We start from the raw sequence: 21,240 nt of genomic DNA on the forward strand, positions 1-21,240 counted from the left end.
GTACCTGGAAAATCACATCGCCGATCCTACCGGCGCCAGCCGGTAGTCGTTCAGTTCTGACAATTGCCTCCTATTCTATGGTGTGGATCTTGCGCAAGCCACACGCTCAACCGCAAAAACACTTTTGGTCTTCAGGGGATGCATCGGCTTAACCTTCCGATTTTACGCCGGTGTAGTCCGGCAGAAAACGCGGTGGCACCGGTCCTTTGTTCCGGCCGCCCTGCTGCATCTGTTCCCAGCCATGAGATAAGACGCCTACCGAGCGGGAGAGACAGAACAGACCGCGAGAGAGCGGGGATGGAAAACCCAGCTCGCAAAAGATAACAGCCGTGGCCCCATCGATATTCATTGCGATCTCAGTACCGCGCTTGCGTCCGATTTCCGCCTGAACCGCCTCACCGATATCGGCAAACCGACCATCCACCGTACCAGACTTTGCGGCCTTGCGCACCAACGCCATCAACCGCGGTGCGCGGGGATCGACGGGCTTGTGGAAGCGGTGGCCAAAGCCCGAGACAATCTTGCCATTTTCCTCACACCAGGCGGTGATACCGTCGCGGACGGCAGCTTCCTGTTCAGCGCCGTCATCGATCCGTTTGGCGATGTCGAAATAAAGCTCGGCGCATTGTTCACCGGCGCCGCCATGCACATCGCCCAGCATGTTGACCCCGGTGGCCAGGACGTTATTGAGCCCCAGCCCGCAGGTCGCGGCCATGCGGGCGGCGGCAATCGAAGGCGCCTGCGGACCATGATCCACGCCCGCCACTAGCGCACATTCAAAAAGTGCCGCCTGCTCTGACGTTGGAATATCGCCCCGCACCATGAGCCAGATCATCTGAGCAAAGCTTATAGAACCTATCAGGTCCTGGATCGGGTGGCCGCGAAAGGCAATCCGTCCTGGAGCCATGTCGATAATTGCGGTGCGCCACCAGTGGCGAATATCATCGGCATCTTTGTGTCCCGAGGGGGCTGTCATATCGCGCCTTCCTTTTTTAGGTCCGCAATCTGGGCATTATTATAGCCAAGTTCGCTCAGGATATCGTTTGTGTGTGCGCCCAAGGTCGGGGGCGGTGAACCGACACCAGGGGCCACACCATCAAGCTTGGCACCGATCCCGACCAGTTGCAGATCCTCAGCGCCAATGCGGTGGGTTTGCAGCAGGCCCCGGTCGACAAGTTGCGGATGTGCCAGCGCCTCGGGCACCGACCAGACCGGACCCGTGGGAACGCCCTGTGCTGTAAGTTTTTCGACCCACTTAAGGGTGGGGGCCGTGGCAAAGGCGGCCTCCAGTTCAGCGGTCAGGGCGGGTCGATTGGCCAGTCGGTTCTTTCGGTCGGCAAATCGAGGATCCTGGGCCAGCTCCGGGTTGCCGATGATCTCGCAGAGGGCCTCGAACTGTTCTTGTTTGTTGGCCGCGATGTTCATCACGCCGTCTGCGGTTTTGAATGTGCCGGACGGGCTTGCGGTGAAATTGTCATTGCCGTTCGGGGTGGGTGCCTTCCCGGCGATCAAGTGGTTCGACACCACCCAGCCCATCGTCGCAATCACGGCCTCCAGCATCGAGACGTCAATGAATGTGCCACGATTTTCGGATTTGTTGGCAAGGGCAGCGGCGACGGCAAAAGCCGCTGTCATACCTCCAATGGTGTCGGCCATTGGGTATCCCACCCGGTATGGAGCGGTGTCGGCATCGCCGGTGATCGACATCACGCCACTCATCCCCTGTACGATCTGATCATAAGCGGGCAGTTTCGCCAGCGGGCCATCCTGACCGAAGCCAGAGATGGCACAATAGACAAGGCGGGGATTTTCACGGGCCAGCGCCTCATAGTCCAGGTTCAGGCGTGCCATAACCCCGGGACGGAAATTCTCGACCAGGGCATCGGCCTGTTGCACCAGCTCCTTCAGGATACGTTTGCCGGATGCCGATTTCAGGTTCAGGGTGATCGACCGTTTGCCCGGATTCTGCGCCAGGAAGGATACGCCCATCAGATCGGCGTTGCGGGCGGGATCAGCCCCGAGCTGGCGTGCAAGATCACCGGTGCCCGGGGTTTCGACCTTGATTACGTCGGCCCCCATATGGGCCAGTTGATGACAGCAGAACGGACCGGCCAGCACATTGGTCAGATCAAGAATGCGAATGCCCTTCAATGGTGCCTGCGTCATTGTCCGCGCCCCTCGTGTACAACCTTGGCTGCGGTGAAGAACTCGCGGCAATAGCTGCCTTTTTCCGGTGCGCCATAGGAGGATCCTTTTCGGCCCGTAAATGGGGCGTGAAAATCCATACCGGCTGTGGGCAGATTGACCTGTATCATACCTGCCTCAGCGTTCAGCGAGAAATGGTCGATCTTGGCTGCATCCCGCGTGACGATACCCGCAGACAATCCAAATTCGCAGTCGTTGGCCGTGGCAAGGGCGGCATCATAATCCGGCACACGCAATACAGCCGCAACCGGCCCAAAGATTTCGTCCCGCGCGACCGCAGCCTGTGGTGACACATCCGTAAACAGGGCCGGAGCAAAGTAATGTCCGGGGGTTTTGGATTTGACCTCGCCGCCACCTGCGGCAAGTGTTGCGCCGTCCGCCACGGCTTGAGAAACATATCGTTTATCGATAGCCAGCTGCGCCTCACTGGCCACCGGGCCAATCTGGGTTTCCGCCGCACGCGCATCACCGACCCTAAGGTCTTTCATTGCCACACAAAGACGGTCGACAAATGCATCGTGAATTCCCTCAGTCACGATCAGGCGGGAGGAAGCCGTGCATCGTTGCCCGGTTGAGAAAAAGCTGCCCTGTAATGAGCAGTGCACCGCCAGATCCAGATCCGCATCATCCAGCACGACCAGCGGGTTCTTGCCCCCCATTTCAAGCTGCATTTTGGCTCCGCGGGCGAACAGCGCTGCCCCCATATGGCGACCGACAGGTGTGGAGCCGGTGAACGTGACCCCGGAAACCTTGGGGTGTGTAACGATCGCCTCCCCGACCTCACGGCCTTTGCCCATCACAAGATTGAACACACCCTCGGGCAGGCCCGCACGGGCAATGATGTCAGACAACATCCAGGCCGATCCGGGCACCAGCTCGGCGGGTTTGAACACGACCGTATTGCCATAGGCCAGAGCAGGTGCAATTTTCCATGCCGGGATCGCCAGCGGGAAATTCCAGGGCGTGATCACGCCCACGACACCGATCGGCTCGCGTACAACCTTAAGCGACACACCTACGCGCAGAGATTGGTAAGCGTCGCCCGTTGCTCGATAAGCTTCGGCCGCGAAATATTTGAACAAATGCCCGGCACGATGCGCTTCGGCCTTGGCCTCGGACAGGGTTTTGCCCTCTTCGCGGGCCAGCATGTCGCCCAGCTCGTCCACGCGAACAAGGATTTCCGACCCGATGCGGTCCAGCGCTTCGAACCGGACCAGTGGCGACGTTGCACGCCATTTCGGAAAGGCGGCAGCCGCGGCCTCGATCGCTTCAACCGTCTGGTTGGCACTTGCCTGCGTATAATCCCCGATTGTGTCGTTCAAATCAGATGGGTTGATATTGCGGGCAGCATTGCAGCCAGAGGCCCACGTTCCGGCGATATAGTTGGGAAAGGAGTCTACAGTCATTGCACTTCCTCAAGAACTGGTCGCCACCCGATATCTTCATGCCGGTGGTCTACAGTGTTCACATAAAAATAGGTCGGGCCGTGATAACCCCGGCACACACGTCCGTCCGCACGGCTGGCGACGGGTTCGGCCGTCCAACTGACCGCCCCGAACCAGTTCCACAAACGGTTATGAGGCGAGGTCAGATGATCCGGGCTAAGCGGGGCTGCGCTATTGGCCGGGTCCGGCTGAGGCGCGTTCGACACGGCGGCACCACCCACCAACGCATCCCATTCATTGGGCCTGCTCGCACCCTGATAGGGGTCATCACAGGGCGTATCACCGCCGGTAAGCAACCGGCAGCGAAACTGCCTGCCATCAATCGACACCTCTGTGCCATAGACATACCCGGCATCGTCTAGATCCTGCCAGCTTATGCGGCTCATAAGCATCCGGTCGGCCACCAGATACCGGGTGCTTCCCTGTTGAAACACATGCCAGTTCAGGCGTTTGGTCGGGTCTTTGGGGCTATCCGTGAGCGTCCAATTGCCCCAATCCGGGTCACGTTCAAATTCCGGGAGGTTACCGGGTTGCAGACCCTCGTAAGGGCAAAGCGCTGCAAGATCCGTGATCCAGGGCCGGGTTGCCGGGGCAAGGATCTGTCCCGCATGTGATAGCCCGCCCAGTTGACGGGGTCCGATATATTCCATCATTGCTCTGTCACAGACCCAGTCACAGGACGAGTGCGAAAGCGGCGCAGAACCCGGAACAGCATTTCCGCCGAAAGGAATTCCGTGCGCTGTGAGGGATCGAGCGGTGGTGAGACCTCGACAATGTCCAACCCGCCTAAGGGGGCCTCGGCCAATCCATCCAGCAGATCGTAATACTGACGTGGTGTAATGCCGCTGTGCACGATGGAGCCTGTGCCGGGAAGGTAGCCAGCGTCCATCGCGTCGATGTCGATGGACAGATAAAGCTCGTCGCAGCCCTGCATGGCATGCGCAAGGGCCTGACGCATCACCTCGGCCGCGCCGAGGTTTTGCACATCGCCCGCTGAAAACACCCGACCGCCCTGTTCTTCGATGAGCGCCAGATCGCCGCCATCGACCCAGCCCGTGATGCCGATCCAGACCATATTGGACACATCAATGTTGGGCAGTTCAGAAATCCGGCGTGCATTGGTTGCATGGTTGTGGCTGCCCCATGCGCCCAGCCGGTCGGAGAAATCCAGATGACCGTCGATCTGGATATACCCAAAACGCGCGTTTGGTGCACGTTTGGCCAACCCACGGGAATAGCCCAGACAGGCCGGGAAGCTGTTATAGTGATCACCGCCCAGTGCCAGAGGGATCGCCCGTGCAACGGTCAGCGTTTCGGTCATTGCTGCGATGGCTTCGGTCGTTGCATCAACGTCTTGCGCGGTGATCTCTGCGTCACCGCAATCGATCAGCCAGTCGGTTGCAGGCACGGTATGGCGGCTTGTGTCTGGATCAAAGCTGGCTCCCTGCGGACGCAAAGATTGCAGAAGACTTGTCGCCCTGCGCAATGCTTCGGGGCCGAACCTTGTGCCAAGGCGGCTGGAATGTGTCCAGTCGCTCGGCATGCCCACAACGCCGATCTGATCCGCGTGGGCGTCGGTCACGTCGCGCAAAGGCCCATCAAACAGCCGATATCCCGGTTGTGCCAAGGGCGGGTGGAATGTTGAAATCGCAGCAGTCATATCAGTACATATTCCTTGGAAGTTTGGCAGCCCGGATTTTCAATTCCAAATCCGAGGCGCGCATAGATAAATGCCAGAAGAGCCGTGACCATCAGGCGTTGGCCAACCTTCACCACACCCATTCCAGGCCTGTTCGGATTCAGACCGGTCAACATGATGGCACTGACTTCCTGCTGTCCCAAAAGCTCAAGCCATTGCATCACCGTCTCAAGATCGCAGCCCCCTAACCGGGGCTGATCGCAAAGCGCGCTGAGCGATGTTTCAAACACGGACAGATCAAACCGCACAAACAGCGGCCTTGATGCATCCCGCCACCTGGAAAACGCTGCACGCTGCGCGGCAGTATCCTTGTTGCAGGGCGTGCCGCGCCCATTCGGCAAGGGCGCTACATGAAAATCGCGCGCATCATCTGGCGTACCGCCAAGCTGCGCGGTCTGACAATTGGGTAGCGCGCTCTGCACTGTCTCAGACATGCGATCCGAACCACCCAATATTATGGCACAGGCACCATTGCGACTGATCTGACTTGTTGCCGCCTTCAATGACACGTGGATCGAGTCTTCGGACCCTGACGCTATATCTCCGAGGTCACATAGCCGCTCGTGCAGGCCGTCGGTACTGATGTCCTGACGTGCATCGATATCTACGGGGTGACTGAATTGCGGGTTTGCGTGCCAACCGAAATAGACCGAGGTTTCGCGCAATGCACGCGGCGCCAGGGATTGCCCGGCATGTGGTGCGCTGGTGTCTTCAAACGGGACGCCCAGTACCGCCAGATCGCCGGGCCTGACATCACCGATCGCTTTGGTCTGCGCACGCATGAACGACAGATGACCTGCCATGCGCGGCAATGGGGCCGATCGTAAAGGCATCAGCCTGCTCCTTTCTCAAGACGCTCAGTCACCGCCTGCAAGATCGCCAGCGCGGCGCGGGTCTCAGCTCCGCCACGAATGTCTAATTCCGGGGCAAGTCCGAAAATTGCTGCGGCGATGACATCGCCCGGGGTGGCGTCAATTTGCGCGATCATCTTTGCGGGTGACATCCCGGTCAGACGACGCGGGTGCGATACCCATTTTCCCGCAAGCTCTTGTAAATCCACAGACAGGATGACCGGTTGGGTGTGGGACAATTGGCCCGCCACGCCGCCTGTAACCGGAATGACAGGAACATCCGCACCTGTGACCTTTTGTGCAGCAACGCCAAGAGCTTCCAAACCGCTGGAATCGCCGCCAACCAGCACCATGCGCGCGCCGGTTTCCAGAACCGCCGCGCATTGAGCGATAACTGCGGAAAAATGCTTGTCCCGCTCGAGCGGAAATACATTCACATCCCCTAGATCAATCGCATTTGCGGGTGCTTTTTCAGGACGGGAGGCGTATCGCAGCTGCCGTGCGAGATAGCGTTGCCCCGCCGCTGGCCGGGTGAGATTGTCGCAAAAATACCCCGCTATCGCGACCTGCCCGGGCACAAGATCTTCCAGATCGCCAATAGATGCGCCCAGAAAACTGGGGATCGTGTCAAACCGTATGTGCGCCGCTTCACCCATTGTGTAACGCCGCGTTCAGGGTTTCGATGGCCGCCAGTTCCGACATGCCCCGCGTGTCGAGCGCAGGCGCAAGGCCAGTGATCACAATCGCCTGCCAGCGACAGGACATGGCCCCGATGACGGAAGCCAGCGTTTCAGGTTTCATCCCGCCGGGATTAAGGCCGACAGCACCAGCTGCATGCCCCAGATCAACGACCGATATGTCGATCCACAAGAGCGCGCGCTCGGGCATGTCAGAAAAGTGGACGTGCCCTTCATCCAACTGCCGGGCGGTACGCCAGTCCATCGTGCGCTGGCTGATCTGATCCCAGACATCGGCAGGTTGCCCGCCGTTCAAACCCACCCAGATCGTGTTTGCTGGTCGTTCTGTGAGATCACGCCAGGCCAGTGGCATGGCCGCGACAACCGGCCGGTCCGGCAAGGCTCCCAGTACAGCCAAGGCAACATCAGACCCGCCTCCCAGGACAATTGGCACAATGTCGCGATCCGCCAATTGTGTCACAAGCTGCATTAATACGTCCGACCAATCACCGGTCAGGTCCAGATTTCCCAGATCCCGGCCATTTACAGGCAGGCCGGTCCCAAGCCGTTGCGTCATCTTGCGCAGCGCATCCGGAGCCAAGGAAGCGCCGGAACGCGGCCCGCTATCGACTTCGCTTGGAACACCCAAAACCCCGACAGATCCTGCCTCGCATTGCGAAACGTCACCAAAAGGAAGACCGGCATAACCAGTTGTTATCAATCGTTTCTGCGCGTTACTCATTGCCAGATACCTTCATTATTTGCGATTTCAAATTGCGTTCAAACCGGCTATAAAAAGCGACGGATTTGCGTCGAAAGGTCTGCCTATGCCCGACAAGCCCCGAACCCCTGACACGAATGGTGGTGTCGAAGCGGTCGAACGCGCATTGCGTGTGCTGGACAGCTTTGAGCCCGGTGATGCAGGGCTGTCTCTGAAAGAGGTTGCGGACCGAAGTGGCGTCAATAAAGCAACAATCCTGCGTCTGAGCGTCTCGCTGGAAAAGTTTGGCCATATCACGCGAGACGCCGAAGGCCTGTTTCACCTCGGCCCATCTTTGTGGCGTCTTGGATCCGTATTTCGTCAGAACCTGCGCATGGGGCCTATTGTGCGCCCGGTGCTGGCGAACCTGGTCAATGCAACGGGGGAAAGCGCGTCGTTTTACGTGCAACGCGGCAACTCCGGCGTTTGCCTCTACCGAGTCAATTCGCCTAGGCTTGCGCGGGATCATATCCAGGAGGGCGAGATCATTCCGCTGAGCATTGGCTCGTCGGGCCGGGTGCTGGAAGCCTATTCTATCAGGCAAGGCAAACAGGCCGCCAACATTCGGAAGGCCGGGTATTATCTCAGCCTTGGTGAACGTGATCCGGACGTTGCTGGATTGTCGGTTCCGGTTCTTGGGCTTGAGGGCGAGCTGCTGGGTGCAGTCAGCCTGTCGGGTCTGCGCGTTCGCTTCAGCGAAACCGTTGTCGAAGGCTATCGCGCTGCGGTGCTCGATGCCGCCCGCCAGATCCGGTCCGAGATTGGTCAGATATAAAGAGCCCATCATTTGTCAGCATTCTTGTTGCGGCCAATCAACTGCACGCCGATGAGCGCCGAGATTGACACGATAATCAGGCAGGTAGAGATCGCTGCAATGGTCGGATCAAGCTGATCGCGCAGCGAATTGAACATGCGGCGGGTGATTGTGGCCCTTTCCCCGCCCGAGACCAGCATCGAAATCACCACCTCGTCCAGTGACGTGATGAAGGCCAGAAATGCCCCTGTCTGGATCGAGAATTTGACCTGCGGCACTGTCACCGTCCACAACGCATAGGCTCGGGATGCACCAAGGCTGCGCGCCGCCAGTTCCTGATTGAAATCATAGTTCTGCAAACCCGACATCACGGTCACGATCACAAAGGGCAGCGCCAGCGCGGTATGGGCGATCACAATTCCGGTCAGCGTGTAGTTGAGCCCCAGCTTGGCATAAAGGCTGAACACGCCGACGGCGATCAGGATCACCGGTACGACGATGGGCATGATCACGAGGATCTGCGCAGCGCTCCTGATCCGTGGGGCGGAGCAATGCAAGCCATAAGCACAAAGTGAGCCCAATGGTGTTGCGATTGCCGTGGTCAATGCTGCAGCTATCAGCGAGGTCTTTGTGGCGCTCATCCATTCTGCGGAAGTGAAGTAGGTCGTGTACCAGCGAAACGAAAACGACGTTGGCGGGAACTCCAGATATGAGGCCCCCGAAAACGACATCGGGATCACAATTAGCGTTGGCAGGATCAGAAAGAAAAGTACCGCGGTGCCAACCACTGTCAGCCACATACCGTCAATTTTGCGTTGTCCGACTTGTTCCATTTTCAGTTCCTCAGCGCATAAAGAGTTTGTCGAGCCCGAAGACACGGTTCATCAGCCAAATCATCGCCAGAGCCAGCAGCAGCAGGACTACGCCCAATGCGGAAGCCGCACCCCAATTGGAATAGACTGTGATTGTGCTTTCGATTCGTTGCGCCAGCATCTGCACACGGCCACCGCCCAGCAAAGCAGGTGTTACGAAAAACCCAAGTGACAGGATGAAAACCAGCACGATGCCGGCAAAAAGACCCGGCAGCGACATTGGGAAAAACACCCGCCAGAATGCCCCACGCGGCGTAGAGCCTAGCCCCACAGCAGCCCGAACCAGGTCGGTGTCAATGTTGCGCATGGTGGCATAGAGCGGCAAAACCAGAAACGGCAGCATGATATGTACCATGCCAATGATTGACCCCGTGAGATTGTGCGCCAGCTGCAGCGGTTCGTCGACTATGCCAAGCGACATCAACGACGAATTGATAATGCCATTGCGCTGCAACAGCACCAGCCAGGCGTAGGTACGCACCAGAACCGACGTCCAGAACGGGACCAGCACAAAAACCATCAGAATGGCAGCCGTTCTGTCCGGCACTTTGGTCAGCCAGTAACACAGAGGATATCCGAGAAGGACACAAATCACCGTCACAGCAATGCTAATCTGGAAGGTGACAACAAAGGTCCGCCGGTACAAAGCGCTTTCAAAGATGCGCGCGTAGTTTTCCATGCTCAACTCGCCTGCCGCATTATAAAACGAGAGCGAAGACAGCCAGAAAATCGGTAGAAAGACGACAATCAGAATGCCAAGAACGGCGGGCATCGAAAGCCCCAGAAACGTCATCCGTTCACGACGTTCTTCAGTTTTGAGCGTGCTGGCGTTCTGAAGCGTCCCTGCACTTTCATAGACCTCGGCGATACTCATGCCACATGCTCCGGTACGATGATCGTGTCTTCGGGATGCAGGGCAAGGCCAATTTGCTCTCCTTTGGAAGGCAGCCCGGTCTGGCCAGCGCGATTGGCAGGAACACGCAAGTTGATCTCGCCTGCGCTGTCGTGCTGAACAATCACCAACACACTGTCGCCTTGATAAATGATATCTTTGACCCGGCCGGACAGATCATTGGCAGTTTCAGGCACTGCCCCCACGGTGACTTCCAACAATTCGGGCCGGATCACCAAGCGGTGCCCACCCCGACCCTGGGCGATGGGTGAATTGGATTTCAGCAAACGCCCGCCAAGCTGCGCCGCATCATTGGCTACTTTCACCGGCGCCGAAATGGATTCACCGATAAAATCCGCCACAAAGAAACTGTGAGGCTGGCGATACAGCCGCTCAGGTGTCTCGACCTGCTCGATCCGCCCATGATTGACCACTGCAATCCTGTCTGACATCGTCAGGGCTTCCCGCTGGTCATGGGTCACATAAACAACGGTCGCATCCAGTTTTTCATGCAGCGCCTTCAATTCAATCTGCATATGTTCGCGCAGCTTTTTGTCGAGCGCGGACAGGGGCTCATCCATCAGGATGATCTGCGGCTCGAATACCATGGCGCGGGCAAGAGCCACACGCTGTCTTTGGCCGCCAGACAATTGGGTGATACGCCTATCTCCATAGCCACCAAGCTGGACCGTATCCAGCGCACGTTCGGCTTGGGTCTTTTGGTCAGCTTTGGAAACCCCGCGGATTTTCAGCGGATAAGCCACGTTTTCAGCCACCGTCATGAATGGAAACAACGCATAGCTTTGAAAAACCATGCCAAGACCGCGTTTGTGTGGCGGCGTCGCAATCATTTCCTCACCGCCAAACCGGAGCGACCCGCCATCAGGGCGTACAAAACCGGCCAGTGCCATCAAAAGTGTCGTTTTGCCCGAGCCCGATGGTCCAAGCAGTGTTAGGAATTCACCTGCGGCAATATTCAGCGATACATCATCGAGCGCTTTGACCGATCCGTAGGCCTTGCAAAGATTGGAAATGTCGATTGGAAGGGATTGGGCATTAGACGGCATAGGGGCACCTCACCTGTCAAAAAATGGGCGCAGTGCAAAATGCACTGCGCCAAAATGGGTTACTGCTGGATCAGCGTGTCAAACTCTTCAGTCAACTCACCCAACTGGCCGATGTAGAAGTTCGGGTCGACCAGAAGTTGCTTGTCGTAGTTGCTGGGGTGGGTGTTGACTGTCAAAGCCTGCTCTCCCGAGATAATGCCAGTGTCAAACGCACCAGTATTCACCGGGCCCAGCGGCATTGTGACCGCCAGCCGTGCCTGCGCTTCGGCACTCAGCAATTCATTGATCAGGCGCATGGCGTTGTCTTTGTTCGGAGCACCCTTGGGCACCAACAAGCAATCGACATCCATCGTGCCACCATCGAATGCATAGGCAACTTCGATGCCAGATGCGCTCACACTCTCGACGCGGTTATGGCCCATGTGGATCACGTCTACTTCACCATCACGCAGCAATTGTGCGGATTGTGATCCGCCACGATACCAAACAGTGACTTCTGGTGCGATCTCTCCCAGCTTGTCCCAGGCGCGCGCCATGCCCTCTTTCGTGGCCAGCGTGTCGTAGATTTCTACCATAGGCACACCATCGGCCATGAGAGCGGCCTCAAGGTTGTAGTTCACCTTGCCATGCATACCGCGCTTGCCCGGGAAGTTTTCCAGATCCCAGAATTCAGCCCAGTTGGACGGGCCATTGTCGCCAAAGGCATCCTTGCGATAAGCGATCACCTTGGTGAAGTTGATGAAGCCGATATAGTTGTCGTGGACCAGTTCTTCGGGAATGCCCGTTGTGTCCACAATCGAATAGTCGATCGGCTCAAGGCTGCCCTCTCGGCTGAGCGTTTCACACGAGGGCAAATCCTGCTCAGTCACATCCCAGGCGACTGCACCGGCTGTGATCTGTGCGCGCACGTCCTGAATACCGTTTGTCGTGTCTTCTTTGACCGTGACATTCAGTGCGCTAGCTGCAGGCTCCAGCATTGCTGAGCGCAAGGCATCCTGAAATGAGCCTCCCCAGGACGCAAACACTACTTCACCTTCGGCTTGGGCAGACGTGGCAATGGCCAAACTGCCGGCTACAAGACCCGCGGTGAGCGTCAATTTTCGGTTATCTTTCATCATGTCAGGCTCCTCCCTAACTGTTGGTTGGATATTTGGTTGGACTATTCATTGTGAACGCCGTGCTCGACCTGCAATATCTCTTGAACCCAGTCAGCGATCAGGTGCGGCTGTTCCAGCATCAGGAAATGGCCGGTATTCGGCACCAGTTTGATCTCCGCCCCGGCAACCCGAGCACGCAAGGCGTCCAGCCATAGCGACGAAGGGTGGGTCATCACTGGTCGGCGAACTTCGTGCTCATCCAGCGAAGTCGATTGCATGATTGTTACTGGGCAAGAGAGACGGTCTATGGCTGCAGCAAAGTTATCGCGATCCCATGTAGCCATAGCATGGTAATACGCCATCAAAACATCGGCCGGATATTGAGCAGCTCGGTTCACAAGATTGCGCATTTCTTCCCGGCCGAGGTTATCAAGCATCATCATCTCGAAAGTCGCTTCTGCCCACCCTTGCTGACCGAGCTGCGCAAGCTGTTCTGCCAAACGTGAAACTGATTCATCTGAATCTTCGGGCACGTTGCTGCCATCCAGCAAAAGAAGGTGAGAGACGCGCCGTTGCCAATTTGCAGCCAATTCGATAGCAATCCGCGCACCCATGCTGTGCCCGACGAGCACAAAGCGATCAAAACCTAGATCATTTGCAAGGGCAATCACATGGGCCGCGCAGCCACTCAGACTGGTCTCTCCCTCTAACGACACGGCTTCAGGGCTTCCGGGGAGCTTGGCAAGGCCAATGTGAACACTGTCAGGTAAGAGCGAGGTGACACCGCTCCAGTCTTGCCATCCGCACGCCCAACCATGAACGAATATTACGTTCAGAGGTTCTGCCGGATCGGATGAATGGCTAGAGCGCATCGGTTTGGACCTATTGCTGAACTAGCGTGTCAAACCGCTCTTGCAGTTCTGCGAAGTTTTCGACGTAAAAGCTCGGGTCAAGGACCACTTGTGTCTTCATGTTCTCAGGTAGAGCATTGTTCTTGGCAGCAAGCTCAGGCGAAATAATTCCGGTTTCGAATGCCTGTGCGTTGACGGGACCATAAGAAATTGCGACTGCCATGCGCGCCTGTGCATCGGCCGACAGAATCTCGTTGATAACCCGCATGGCATTTTCGCGATTTGGCGCGCCCTTGGGTACCAGCAAGCAATCCGCATCGGTCGTGGCCTGGTTCCAGGTGAACCCAACCTGCACTGCATCGGCATTCAGCGATTCTGCGCGGCCGTTGCCAATATGAATGAAGTCAATTTCTTCATCTGCCATCAACTGCGCCGCTTGCGAGCCGCCCCTATACCAGACCGTGATATCGGGCGCGATCTCCTCAAGTTTGGCAAAGGCCCGGTCTACGCCGCCTTCACTACGCAGTACTGTGTTTACATCCGCCGGGTCCACACCGTCCGCCATCAATGCCGCTTCCAATGAATGCGACACAGAGTTAAACATCGCCCGCGTGCCGGGATAGGCTTCGGTATTCCAGAAATCCGCCCAGGACTGCGGACCATTTTCGCCAAATTTCTCAGCTTGCCAGCCAATGACAAGCGAATAGGTCAACAGGCCTACCCACTCGCTGTCCACAAAGCTGCTCGGGATGCCATCGGTAGAGACCACACTATAGTCGATGGTTTCCAGAGCCCCCTCTTGTTTCAAACGGGCACAGTCCGACAAGGCTTGTTCTGTGATATCCCAAGCAACCGCACCGGCAGTTATCTGCGCACGCACATCAGAGATGCCATTTGTCGTGTCTTCCTTGATGGTGAGCCCCAGCTTTTGCGCGGCTGGGTCCAACATGGACTCCCGAAGCGCATCTTGGAATGAACCTCCCCAAGATGAAAACACCACCTCGCCTTCAGCAACGGCAGACGTAGCAATGGCCAGACAACCGGCTACGAGACCCACTGTGAGTGTCAATTTTCCATTGTCTTTCATCATGTCAGGCTTCTCCCTAACTGTTGGTTGGCTTGCGGGTCCGCGACTGGAGCGACCCGATCGTTCATTATTTAGGCGTTTCGCTCAGCAAAATGACGTTTCATTTTTAATAGTTCTGATACTGGAGCTGGTCAAGGATTCTTTTGACCCCGTGGGATAGACCCTCCCGTTTCCAGAGCCTCAGAGCCGAACAAAACCTCGGGATTTCGCGCTTATGCGCAGTGTTCATCTCGTTCGATCTTGCGCATATGTCATCGGAAGCGATTTTTACCTGTCGCCATGTTCATCGCCGCCGAGTGAAACTTTTGGGGGATTGAGCGGAACGCAATCTGTCACTTGGATCCCATTGCTTCCCAAATTTGAATGGCAGTTCATAACAGTTCGTGCCACTTGATCATGGCCGCAGCATTGGCCAATTTGGGCTCGGAGTTGCCGTTCTCTGCGCCGCGCATCAAAGGCTGGTCACAGCCCGCAAACATCCCGACTTGCCATCAGACAATACCCGGCCCCCGCTCCTTCCCCCCGTCATGCGGGAGAAGGCCCTTCGCTTTCAGGTTCGTATCCACGCGATGCCTTTTGTCGGTGGCCAGCCGCTTCCCCACAGGCTTCTCACCTGCCCCGTTCTGACCGCGCACGGTCTCGGCGGTCCCCGATCCGTCTGGTGTCGAATGACAACCATCGGCCGGTGGGTTCCGTTGTCGCGTTTCTGCACCGGGCCAGAAGGAGCCGCATCGGTGCGGGATGGGGTAGTCCCCGAACCATAGTTCACCTTTGGAGGCCGGTTGGTGAACGTACCGTGGTCACCGCTTTTTTTGATCGTTCACCAGGGGAAGCAGCAAGAATAAACCGGGCGCAACGGAGACGGGGAAGACCCATCCCGGCCCGGAACGTCCGATTTTGCGTTCTTGCTGACTAAGTGTATTGATCTGCTTTTTTACCCGTTGGGTTTCGCGCGGTCGCCCGCAGTACAGACAGTAGCTGGCCCGAAGCGCCGCAGCCCCCAAATAGCGCAGGCGCTTCGGGCCAGCGGCTCGACACAGAGCCCGGGGTACAAATTGTTCCCTTTCCGTTCTGTTTTTTGTGTGCAACGTTTGGAGGGGTCGACTCGTCTCAGCCGCTACGTTTTCTCTGCAAACAGCGCTGGTGCCTTACGCAAGCGCTCTTGGACGAGACGCCCCATAACAGAACGTGCCAAACGGAGAGTAACATGAGCGCCAACGCGGATAGCGGTCTGAAGGGCAATCGAGACGTTACAGATACTGAAGGTGACTATTCCGTCTATCCGCACATGGATGGGATCAAGTCCTCTATGTCGTGGAAACTCGGCAGTTATGGAGAACAAGGCGCACTTACCGAGGACATGATCGGGAGCTTGTGCGACCAGTTTGACCTGCCAACAACGCTCGTGCGCGACTTGTCCGCAATGCTTGGTCACTGCCTAAACAACGATGACGACATTGCAATCAATCTGACCGAGGTCCGACGCTCGCAAGCGATTGAACGAGGTCAAAAGCACCTCAAGCAACTGTTGCGGAAAGCCAAACAGAGTTCCATTGCTCCACAAGAACTCCGGAACGCGTTAGGCTCGCTTTCGACTTATTTCGCGTCTACGCCAGAAGACGCAGACCTTCTTCCCCAAGTCCTCGACAAGCTTGAGACCGCAACGACACTTACTCAGGACATCGAGGATGATATTCGACGCATTCTGGAGACGCCCGGCGCCGCTGCGGATATGCCACCTAGTGATAAGCGATTTTCGAGCGACAAACGCCGACAGTATATCGTGGAGTCCTGTTTCTACACTTGGTGCGGTACAGGCCGTGATCTCGGCATCACAACATACTCCGATGGTCGCCCAGGTGGGCAGCGCCAGGGTCTGTTAATTGAGTTCGTCCAAGCTGTAGTGAAGATGATTACGGATCCGGTTCAGGAATTGAGCGGAGAAACGATCCGAAAGGACCGGGATAATTTTCGCGACGCACAATCCAAAGAGGCTGAGGAGTTCTGGGCCCCGCCGGAATCGGGCAATCAATACACTTAGAATGAGCAAGCCCGCGTTGTCATGGTCATGGCATGACACGCGTTCCTGCCATACCCCCTTCTGACGACCACGCGCGCACGCAGGTTGAGACAGCGATTGACCAGTTGGTCCGATTGCTGGCTGCCCAGGCAGTACGGGAACTGGGCCGGGACGCCTTTGACCAAAAGGAGGCGCCTCAGAATGCCAAATATCAAAGCGAAGAATAAACAAACCCGCAAGCTTCTGACGGTGAAAGACGTCGCTGAACTGGACAATTGCTCGGAGAAGACGGTGCGCCGTGCGATTGCGGCTGGCCTGCTTGAGGTTATTCGGGTGGGCCCTGGCGGACGCCTCATCCGCATTGATCCGGCAGCTCATGCCGCCTATCGGCAGGCACAGTTCTGGTAGGAGCTCACGACTATTAATGTCCATTAATGTCAATGTGTTATGTTTATTTCGGGAAGAGGGCATCCCCGTAAGTTGCGAACTTTTTGTGCTACGCTTTTCCCGAATCGGACCTCCTGTCCACACCCGTCCACCCGAGACCTGACATGTCCAAAGGAACGTAATCCCGATGACTAGCCAGAGCCCCGTTCCATTGACATTAGCCTTCGTCAAAGCCGACACACCGATGTTCGCCGAGCTTATCGAACAGCTGCGCTCCGATAGCTCTCTGACAGACGGACGCCGCCGCGATATGATCTCCGGTCTGCGCCGTACATCCAAAGCCCTTGGATTGCCTCCTGAGGATGTGCCTTGCGATAGCCGCTGGTTGCAGCCCCGTTTGACTAAAGTTGCACCGGCTTCGCTTGGTCTGACACCAAAGAGCTGGCAAAATGCGGTCAGTGATGCACGGGCTGCGCTCGCGCATTTCGGGCTGGTGGAACGCCGCTTCAACCGGATCCATGATCTGTCTCCCGATTGGCTCGCGCTCTGGGCAGCTGTTCTGGCGTCGGGCGACAAAACATTGCAACCCGCGCTCTGCCGCTTCGTGCACTTTCTAAACCGGCAGGGCGCCAAACCTGCCACTGTGTGTGAAGAGCTTGCTCAAGCCTATCGAGTTGCCCTTGCGCACAACGAGATCAGCAAATCGCCTGATGTCGCATATCGTGCCGCTGTCAACGGCTGGAACCTGGCGGCCCGACGTATTGCGGAATGGCCCAAGGTCAACCTGCCTCTGGAAACGCGTCAGAAAGGCATCACTTTTCCGGTGACCGCGTTTCCAGCGCCATTCCAAACTGCTCTTGCAAAGCTAATACATCGTCTGTCCAATCCAGACCCCTTGGCAGATGACGGTCAGAACAGGGCGCTCCGACCCGCGACCCTGTCCCAATACCAAAGACAGTTGGTTCGGTTTGCCTCCGAACTCGTTCACTCTGGTATCCCGATCACAGAGATTAGAGGTTTGGCCATCCTGATCGATCCGGTGTTAGCGGAACGTGGTCTGCGCCAGATGTTAACGCGCACCAACAACCAGACCACAAAGATGATCAGCGAGATCGCCGCGCTGCTCCGCAACCTGGCCCGGATACTCAATGCACCTGAGGATGCTCGCGATGCACTGGCCGGGCTTGCCGCGCGCCTGGCGGTCAAACCTCAGAATGGCATGACTCCCAAAAACCGAAGCAGGCTGCGGGTGTTGCAGGAGGATCGGCATCAGCAGCGCCTGCTGCTTCTGCCCGAACGGATTTTTGCGCGACCGCGCGGCACGTCTAAGCCGTATGGCTGGGCTCTGGCACGCGAAGATGCGCTCGCCATCGCCATCTTGCTGGTCTGCCCAGTTCGCGTGAAGAACCTGGCTGACATCCACCTGGAACGCCACCTGCACCGTCCCGGTGATGGCCGATCCTACCTGGTTCTGGAAGACGGCGAGACAAAAAATGAGCGACCTGTCGAGTTCGAGGTCCCGCGTGATGTATTGCGCATGATCGACGGACATCTCAAATCTCGCTGTCCGGAGCTCTGCCCCGCAGGAACGCCTTGGCTTTTTCCCCGCCGGGATGGTCAGCATTCCGTTGATCCCAGTGTTCTGTCGACACGCATCTCCAAACGGATCCGGAAAGAAACGGGGTTGGAGATGAACGCCCACCTGTTTCGGCATTTCGCGGTGATGAACTGGCTCGACGCCAATCCCGGCGGCTACGAGGTTGCGCGCCGGTTGCTCGGGCATTCGGAGGTCAGCCACACCATCAACATGTATTCCGGTCTTGAAGCGCGTTCGGCAACCCGCGCCTTTGCGGACCTGATCGACGCCAAGAAAGGGCGTCGCAGATGAGCCTGGTTCTGCCTCTCGCCAATTGGCCCGCGCAGGACCGGGATATGTGGGACAGTCTTCAGAAGGCTGCCGGGCCGCTCGATGATTGCGGCGCCCTCGCACATCTACGCGCAACCTCGTTGAAGTCGCTGGAACTGCGATATGCGCGATGGCTGCAATGGCTGACCAATACCGATATGGACGCCATAACCCTGCCTCCGCCACAACGCGCTACCCTGCCTCGCCTGTCCGCATGGCTTCAGGACCTTTCACACACCCGGCCGATGACACGGTTGATGTTCATTGATGGCGTGTTGCGTATCCTCTCTGCGGCTGATCCGACGCAGGACTGGTCCGGTCAGCGGAGGTTAAAAACGGGATTGAAGCGTGCCGCGGGTCGAGGTGATCGGGATCGCAAGCTTGGGCGTGTGTTGTCCAGCGAGGTTCTATTCCGGGCGGGAATGACACTGGCGACGGATCATGCGGAAGCAGCACCAACACCGCTGCGCAGATTGATGCACCTGCGGGATGGCACCATGATTGCAATGCTGGCCCTGATGCCAATGCGTCGACGCGCCTTCGCAGGTCTTCGGATTGACGTGTCCCTGCATGTCACGCCGGACGCCATGAGTGTTGCGCTCCCAGGGGACCTGACCAAATCAGGGCATCCCTGGGAAGCAGAAGTTCCCCAGAGCGTTGAACCGCTCTTGCGCCGATATATCACCGAAGCCCGTCCCTTTTTTATGGAACGTGGCCAACAGCACCACGATGTCCTTTGGGTTGGCAAAACTGGTGCACCGTTGAAGAAGGATGCGTTGAGCCCCCGGATCGCTGAGCAGACGCTGAAGCTGACAGGTCACCGTGTCCCGCCGCATTTCTTCCGTGACGCGGCCGCAACGACCTTGGCCCGATCTTCTCCGGAACACGCCAGGCTGATCCGACCGATCCTCGCCCATACGAGCTTCGGAACAGCCGAGCGCCACTACATCCATGCCCAGACGATTGAAGCAGGCCGTGATTACGCGGCATTGATCAAGCAGAAGAGAAAGGTTCGACGATGACCCGAGTTGCAATCTATGCCCGTTTCTCCAGCCAGATGCAGCGGGACGCGTCAATCGAGGACCAGATGCGACTGTGTCGGGAACGTGCAGTGCGGGAAGGCTGGACCATTGTTGACGCGTATTCTGACCGGGCAATCTCCGGCGCCTCCATGTTGCGCCCCGGTCTGCAAGCCCTGTTCCATGCTACACAGGAAGGACAGGTTGATCTGATTTTGGCGGAAGCGCTGGACCGCTTGAGCCGAGACCAGGCAGACATCGCGGCGATCTTCAAACGACTGAGCTTTGCAAGTGTTGGCATCGTGACACTGGCCGAAGGCGAGATCAGCGAATTGCACGTAGGTCTCAAGGGCACCATGAACCAACTGTTCCTCAAAGACCTGGCCGACAAAACCCGGCGTGGTCTGCGCGGGCGTGTAGAGCTTGGGCGCTCCGGCGGCGGCAACAGCTATGGTTATGACGTCGTCCGGCGTCTTGGGCCCGACGGCCAACCCGTTACGGGAGAACGAATGATCAACGCAGCGGAAGCTGAGGTTGTCCGACGGGTGCTTCAAGAGTTCACCGAAGGGCACTCTCCAAAAGCAATTGCGCGCCGCCTCAACACCGAGGGTGTCCCGGGTCCCCGTGGCAAGTTATGGCGTGACACAGCCATCCGGGGGCACAGAGTGCGTGGGACCGGCCTTCTTAACAATGAGCTTTATATTGGCCGCCTGGTCTGGAACCGTCTGCGCTACATCAAGGACCCGGAAACCGGCAAACGTGTTTCCCGTCTCAACGAACCCTCCAAATGGATCATCACGGAAGTCCCCGAACTGCGGATCGTCGGGGACGAGCTGTGGGAGGCGGTCAAACAGCGGCAAGGTGAGATCGAGGCCGAACCCCGCGTAAAAGCCATCAAAGAAACCCGGTTTTGGGAGAAGCGTCGCAAGAAGCACCTTCTGACAGGTCTTGCATTCTGCGGCACCTGCGGAGGGCCACTCGCCACAGTCGGACGCGACTACCTTGCCTGCTCTGCCGCTCGCAAACTCGGCACTTGCACGCACAGGCAATCAATTCGCCGCAACGTACTGGAAGACGACGTTCTGGATTTGCTTCGTCAACGTCTGATGCAGCCCGACACAGTGGCCGCTTTTATCAAGTCCTTCAGCGAAGCCGCCAACGCGGAAGCAGGTGCAGTAGAGGCAGCCCGGACCCGTCTGCAATCCGAGCGGGACAAAGCGGCGCGCAAACTGAATGGGTTTTATGACGCAATCGCTGAGGGCATTCGCACCCCCGGGCTTCAAGCGAGGCTCGAAGAGCTCGAAGCGCAGATTGCCGATCTTGAGGCAAAGCTGTCTGAGCCTACGCCCTCACCGGTGCGACTGCACCCAAATCTGTCCGAACTCTATCGCTCCAAGGTCGCAGATCTGGCGCGGGCTCTATCGGATCCGTCGATCCGTACAGGGGCTTTGGAGATCATTCGGGGCTTAATCGAACGTGTTACGATCCAACATGAACGGGATGGCGTGCAGATCGAGTTGGAGGGTGCCCTGGCAGCAATGATTGGGCTGGCCCAGAACGACAAAAGCCGCCTTGCGGCGGCTGGTTCGGTAAAAGTGGTTGCGGGAGCAGGATTTGAACCTGCGACCTTCAGGTTATGAGCCTGACGAGC

The 21,240-nt window shown here is 57.6% G+C and carries 21 protein-coding genes; 7 read left to right on the forward strand and 14 right to left on the reverse strand.

What is annotated here, in order from left to right; all coding sequences use genetic code 11:
- Window positions 1-148: 148 nt before the first annotated feature.
- The 8 genes from GOX66_RS23205 to GOX66_RS23240 are packed head-to-tail and all read right to left on the reverse strand — an operon-like array spanning window position 149 to window position 7,619.
- Window positions 149-976, reverse strand: a complete 828-nt coding sequence (locus GOX66_RS23205; RefSeq protein WP_170765939.1) for a citryl-CoA lyase — start codon at window positions 974-976, stop codon at window positions 149-151.
- Window positions 973-2,166, reverse strand: a complete 1,194-nt coding sequence (locus tag GOX66_RS23210; RefSeq protein ID WP_170765941.1) for a CaiB/BaiF CoA transferase family protein — start codon at window positions 2,164-2,166, stop codon at window positions 973-975. The genes GOX66_RS23205 and GOX66_RS23210 overlap by 4 nt, the downstream gene beginning before the upstream one ends.
- The gene (locus tag GOX66_RS23215) at window positions 2,163-3,611 is read right to left on the reverse strand and encodes an aldehyde dehydrogenase family protein (RefSeq protein ID WP_170765943.1); all 1,449 of its coding nucleotides are present in this window, start codon (window positions 3,609-3,611) and stop codon (window positions 2,163-2,165) included. Before GOX66_RS23215 ends, GOX66_RS23210 begins: the two co-directional genes overlap by 4 nt.
- Window positions 3,608-4,303: a hypothetical protein gene (locus GOX66_RS23220; RefSeq protein WP_170765945.1), complete on the reverse strand. Its 696-nt coding sequence runs from the start codon at window positions 4,301-4,303 to the stop codon at window positions 3,608-3,610. Before GOX66_RS23220 ends, GOX66_RS23215 begins: the two co-directional genes overlap by 4 nt.
- A complete protein-coding gene (locus tag GOX66_RS23225; protein WP_170765946.1) occupies window positions 4,300-5,310 on the reverse strand; it encodes an agmatinase family protein in 1,011 nt (336 codons plus the stop codon). The genes GOX66_RS23220 and GOX66_RS23225 overlap by 4 nt, the downstream gene beginning before the upstream one ends.
- A complete protein-coding gene (locus GOX66_RS23230) occupies window positions 5,307-6,182 on the reverse strand; it encodes an arginase family protein (protein WP_170765947.1) in 876 nt (291 codons plus the stop codon). Before GOX66_RS23230 ends, GOX66_RS23225 begins: the two co-directional genes overlap by 4 nt.
- Window positions 6,182-6,856: an arginase family protein gene (locus tag GOX66_RS23235; RefSeq protein WP_170765949.1), complete on the reverse strand. Its 675-nt coding sequence runs from the start codon at window positions 6,854-6,856 to the stop codon at window positions 6,182-6,184. The genes GOX66_RS23230 and GOX66_RS23235 overlap by 1 nt, the downstream gene beginning before the upstream one ends.
- Window positions 6,849-7,619, reverse strand: coding sequence for an arginase family protein (locus tag GOX66_RS23240; RefSeq protein ID WP_170765952.1), 771 nt, complete (start codon window positions 7,617-7,619; stop codon window positions 6,849-6,851). Before GOX66_RS23240 ends, GOX66_RS23235 begins: the two co-directional genes overlap by 8 nt.
- 85 nt (window positions 7,620-7,704) lie before the next feature.
- Here GOX66_RS23240 and GOX66_RS23245 point away from each other — a divergent pair, with 85 nt between their 5' ends.
- Window positions 7,705-8,412: an IclR family transcriptional regulator gene (locus tag GOX66_RS23245; RefSeq protein WP_170765953.1), complete on the forward strand. Its 708-nt coding sequence runs from the start codon at window positions 7,705-7,707 to the stop codon at window positions 8,410-8,412.
- Window positions 8,413-8,420: 8 nt separating this feature from the next.
- Here GOX66_RS23245 and GOX66_RS23250 read toward each other — a convergent pair whose 3' ends face one another.
- From GOX66_RS23250 to GOX66_RS23275, 6 genes are read right to left on the reverse strand one after another with little or no spacing between them, the layout of a single operon-like run.
- Window positions 8,421-9,224: an ABC transporter permease gene (locus GOX66_RS23250; protein ID WP_170765955.1), complete on the reverse strand. Its 804-nt coding sequence runs from the start codon at window positions 9,222-9,224 to the stop codon at window positions 8,421-8,423.
- Between the two features lie 10 nt (window positions 9,225-9,234).
- Window positions 9,235-10,137, reverse strand: coding sequence for an ABC transporter permease (locus GOX66_RS23255; RefSeq protein WP_170765957.1), 903 nt, complete (start codon window positions 10,135-10,137; stop codon window positions 9,235-9,237).
- Window positions 10,134-11,222 carry an ABC transporter ATP-binding protein gene (locus GOX66_RS23260; RefSeq protein WP_170765959.1) on the reverse strand — a complete coding sequence of 363 codons (1,089 nt, stop codon included), beginning with the start codon at window positions 11,220-11,222 and terminating at the stop codon, window positions 10,134-10,136. Before GOX66_RS23260 ends, GOX66_RS23255 begins: the two co-directional genes overlap by 4 nt.
- Window positions 11,223-11,281: 59 nt before the next feature.
- Entirely contained in the window at window positions 11,282-12,340 is a 1,059-nt protein-coding gene (locus GOX66_RS23265; protein WP_170765961.1) for an ABC transporter substrate-binding protein, read from the reverse strand.
- A gap of 41 nt (window positions 12,341-12,381) precedes the next feature.
- The gene (locus tag GOX66_RS23270; protein ID WP_170765963.1) at window positions 12,382-13,191 is read right to left on the reverse strand and encodes an alpha/beta fold hydrolase; all 810 of its coding nucleotides are present in this window, start codon (window positions 13,189-13,191) and stop codon (window positions 12,382-12,384) included.
- Between the two features lie 10 nt (window positions 13,192-13,201).
- Window positions 13,202-14,119 (reverse strand): ABC transporter substrate-binding protein, encoded by a 918-nt coding sequence (locus tag GOX66_RS23275; RefSeq protein ID WP_170765965.1) that lies wholly within the window; start codon window positions 14,117-14,119, stop codon window positions 13,202-13,204.
- A gap of 1,345 nt (window positions 14,120-15,464) precedes the next feature.
- On the opposite strand from GOX66_RS23275, the gene GOX66_RS23280 reads away from it, so the two are divergent.
- The 6 genes from GOX66_RS23280 (at window position 15,465) to GOX66_RS23305 (ending at window position 21,229) form a co-directional block, all read left to right on the forward strand.
- Window positions 15,465-16,298, forward strand: coding sequence for a hypothetical protein (locus GOX66_RS23280; protein ID WP_170765967.1), 834 nt, complete (start codon window positions 15,465-15,467; stop codon window positions 16,296-16,298).
- A gap of 32 nt (window positions 16,299-16,330) precedes the next feature.
- Window positions 16,331-16,504, forward strand: coding sequence for a hypothetical protein (locus tag GOX66_RS23285; RefSeq protein ID WP_170765969.1), 174 nt, complete (start codon window positions 16,331-16,333; stop codon window positions 16,502-16,504).
- Entirely contained in the window at window positions 16,479-16,685 is a 207-nt protein-coding gene (locus GOX66_RS23290; RefSeq protein ID WP_170765971.1) for a helix-turn-helix domain-containing protein, read from the forward strand. The genes GOX66_RS23285 and GOX66_RS23290 overlap by 26 nt, the downstream gene beginning before the upstream one ends.
- A gap of 166 nt (window positions 16,686-16,851) precedes the next feature.
- A complete protein-coding gene (locus tag GOX66_RS23295) occupies window positions 16,852-18,552 on the forward strand; it encodes a site-specific integrase (protein ID WP_170765973.1) in 1,701 nt (566 codons plus the stop codon).
- Complete coding sequence (locus GOX66_RS23300; protein ID WP_170765975.1) at window positions 18,549-19,592, forward strand: tyrosine-type recombinase/integrase; 1,044 nt, start codon at window positions 18,549-18,551, stop codon at window positions 19,590-19,592. Before GOX66_RS23295 ends, GOX66_RS23300 begins: the two co-directional genes overlap by 4 nt.
- Complete coding sequence (locus GOX66_RS23305; RefSeq protein WP_170765977.1) at window positions 19,589-21,229, forward strand: recombinase family protein; 1,641 nt, start codon at window positions 19,589-19,591, stop codon at window positions 21,227-21,229. Before GOX66_RS23300 ends, GOX66_RS23305 begins: the two co-directional genes overlap by 4 nt.
- The last annotated feature ends 11 nt before the right edge of the window (window positions 21,230-21,240 follow it).

This window comes from Ruegeria lacuscaerulensis, from assembly GCF_013031245.1.
Classification (GTDB): domain Bacteria; phylum Pseudomonadota; class Alphaproteobacteria; order Rhodobacterales; family Rhodobacteraceae; genus Ruegeria; species Ruegeria lacuscaerulensis_C.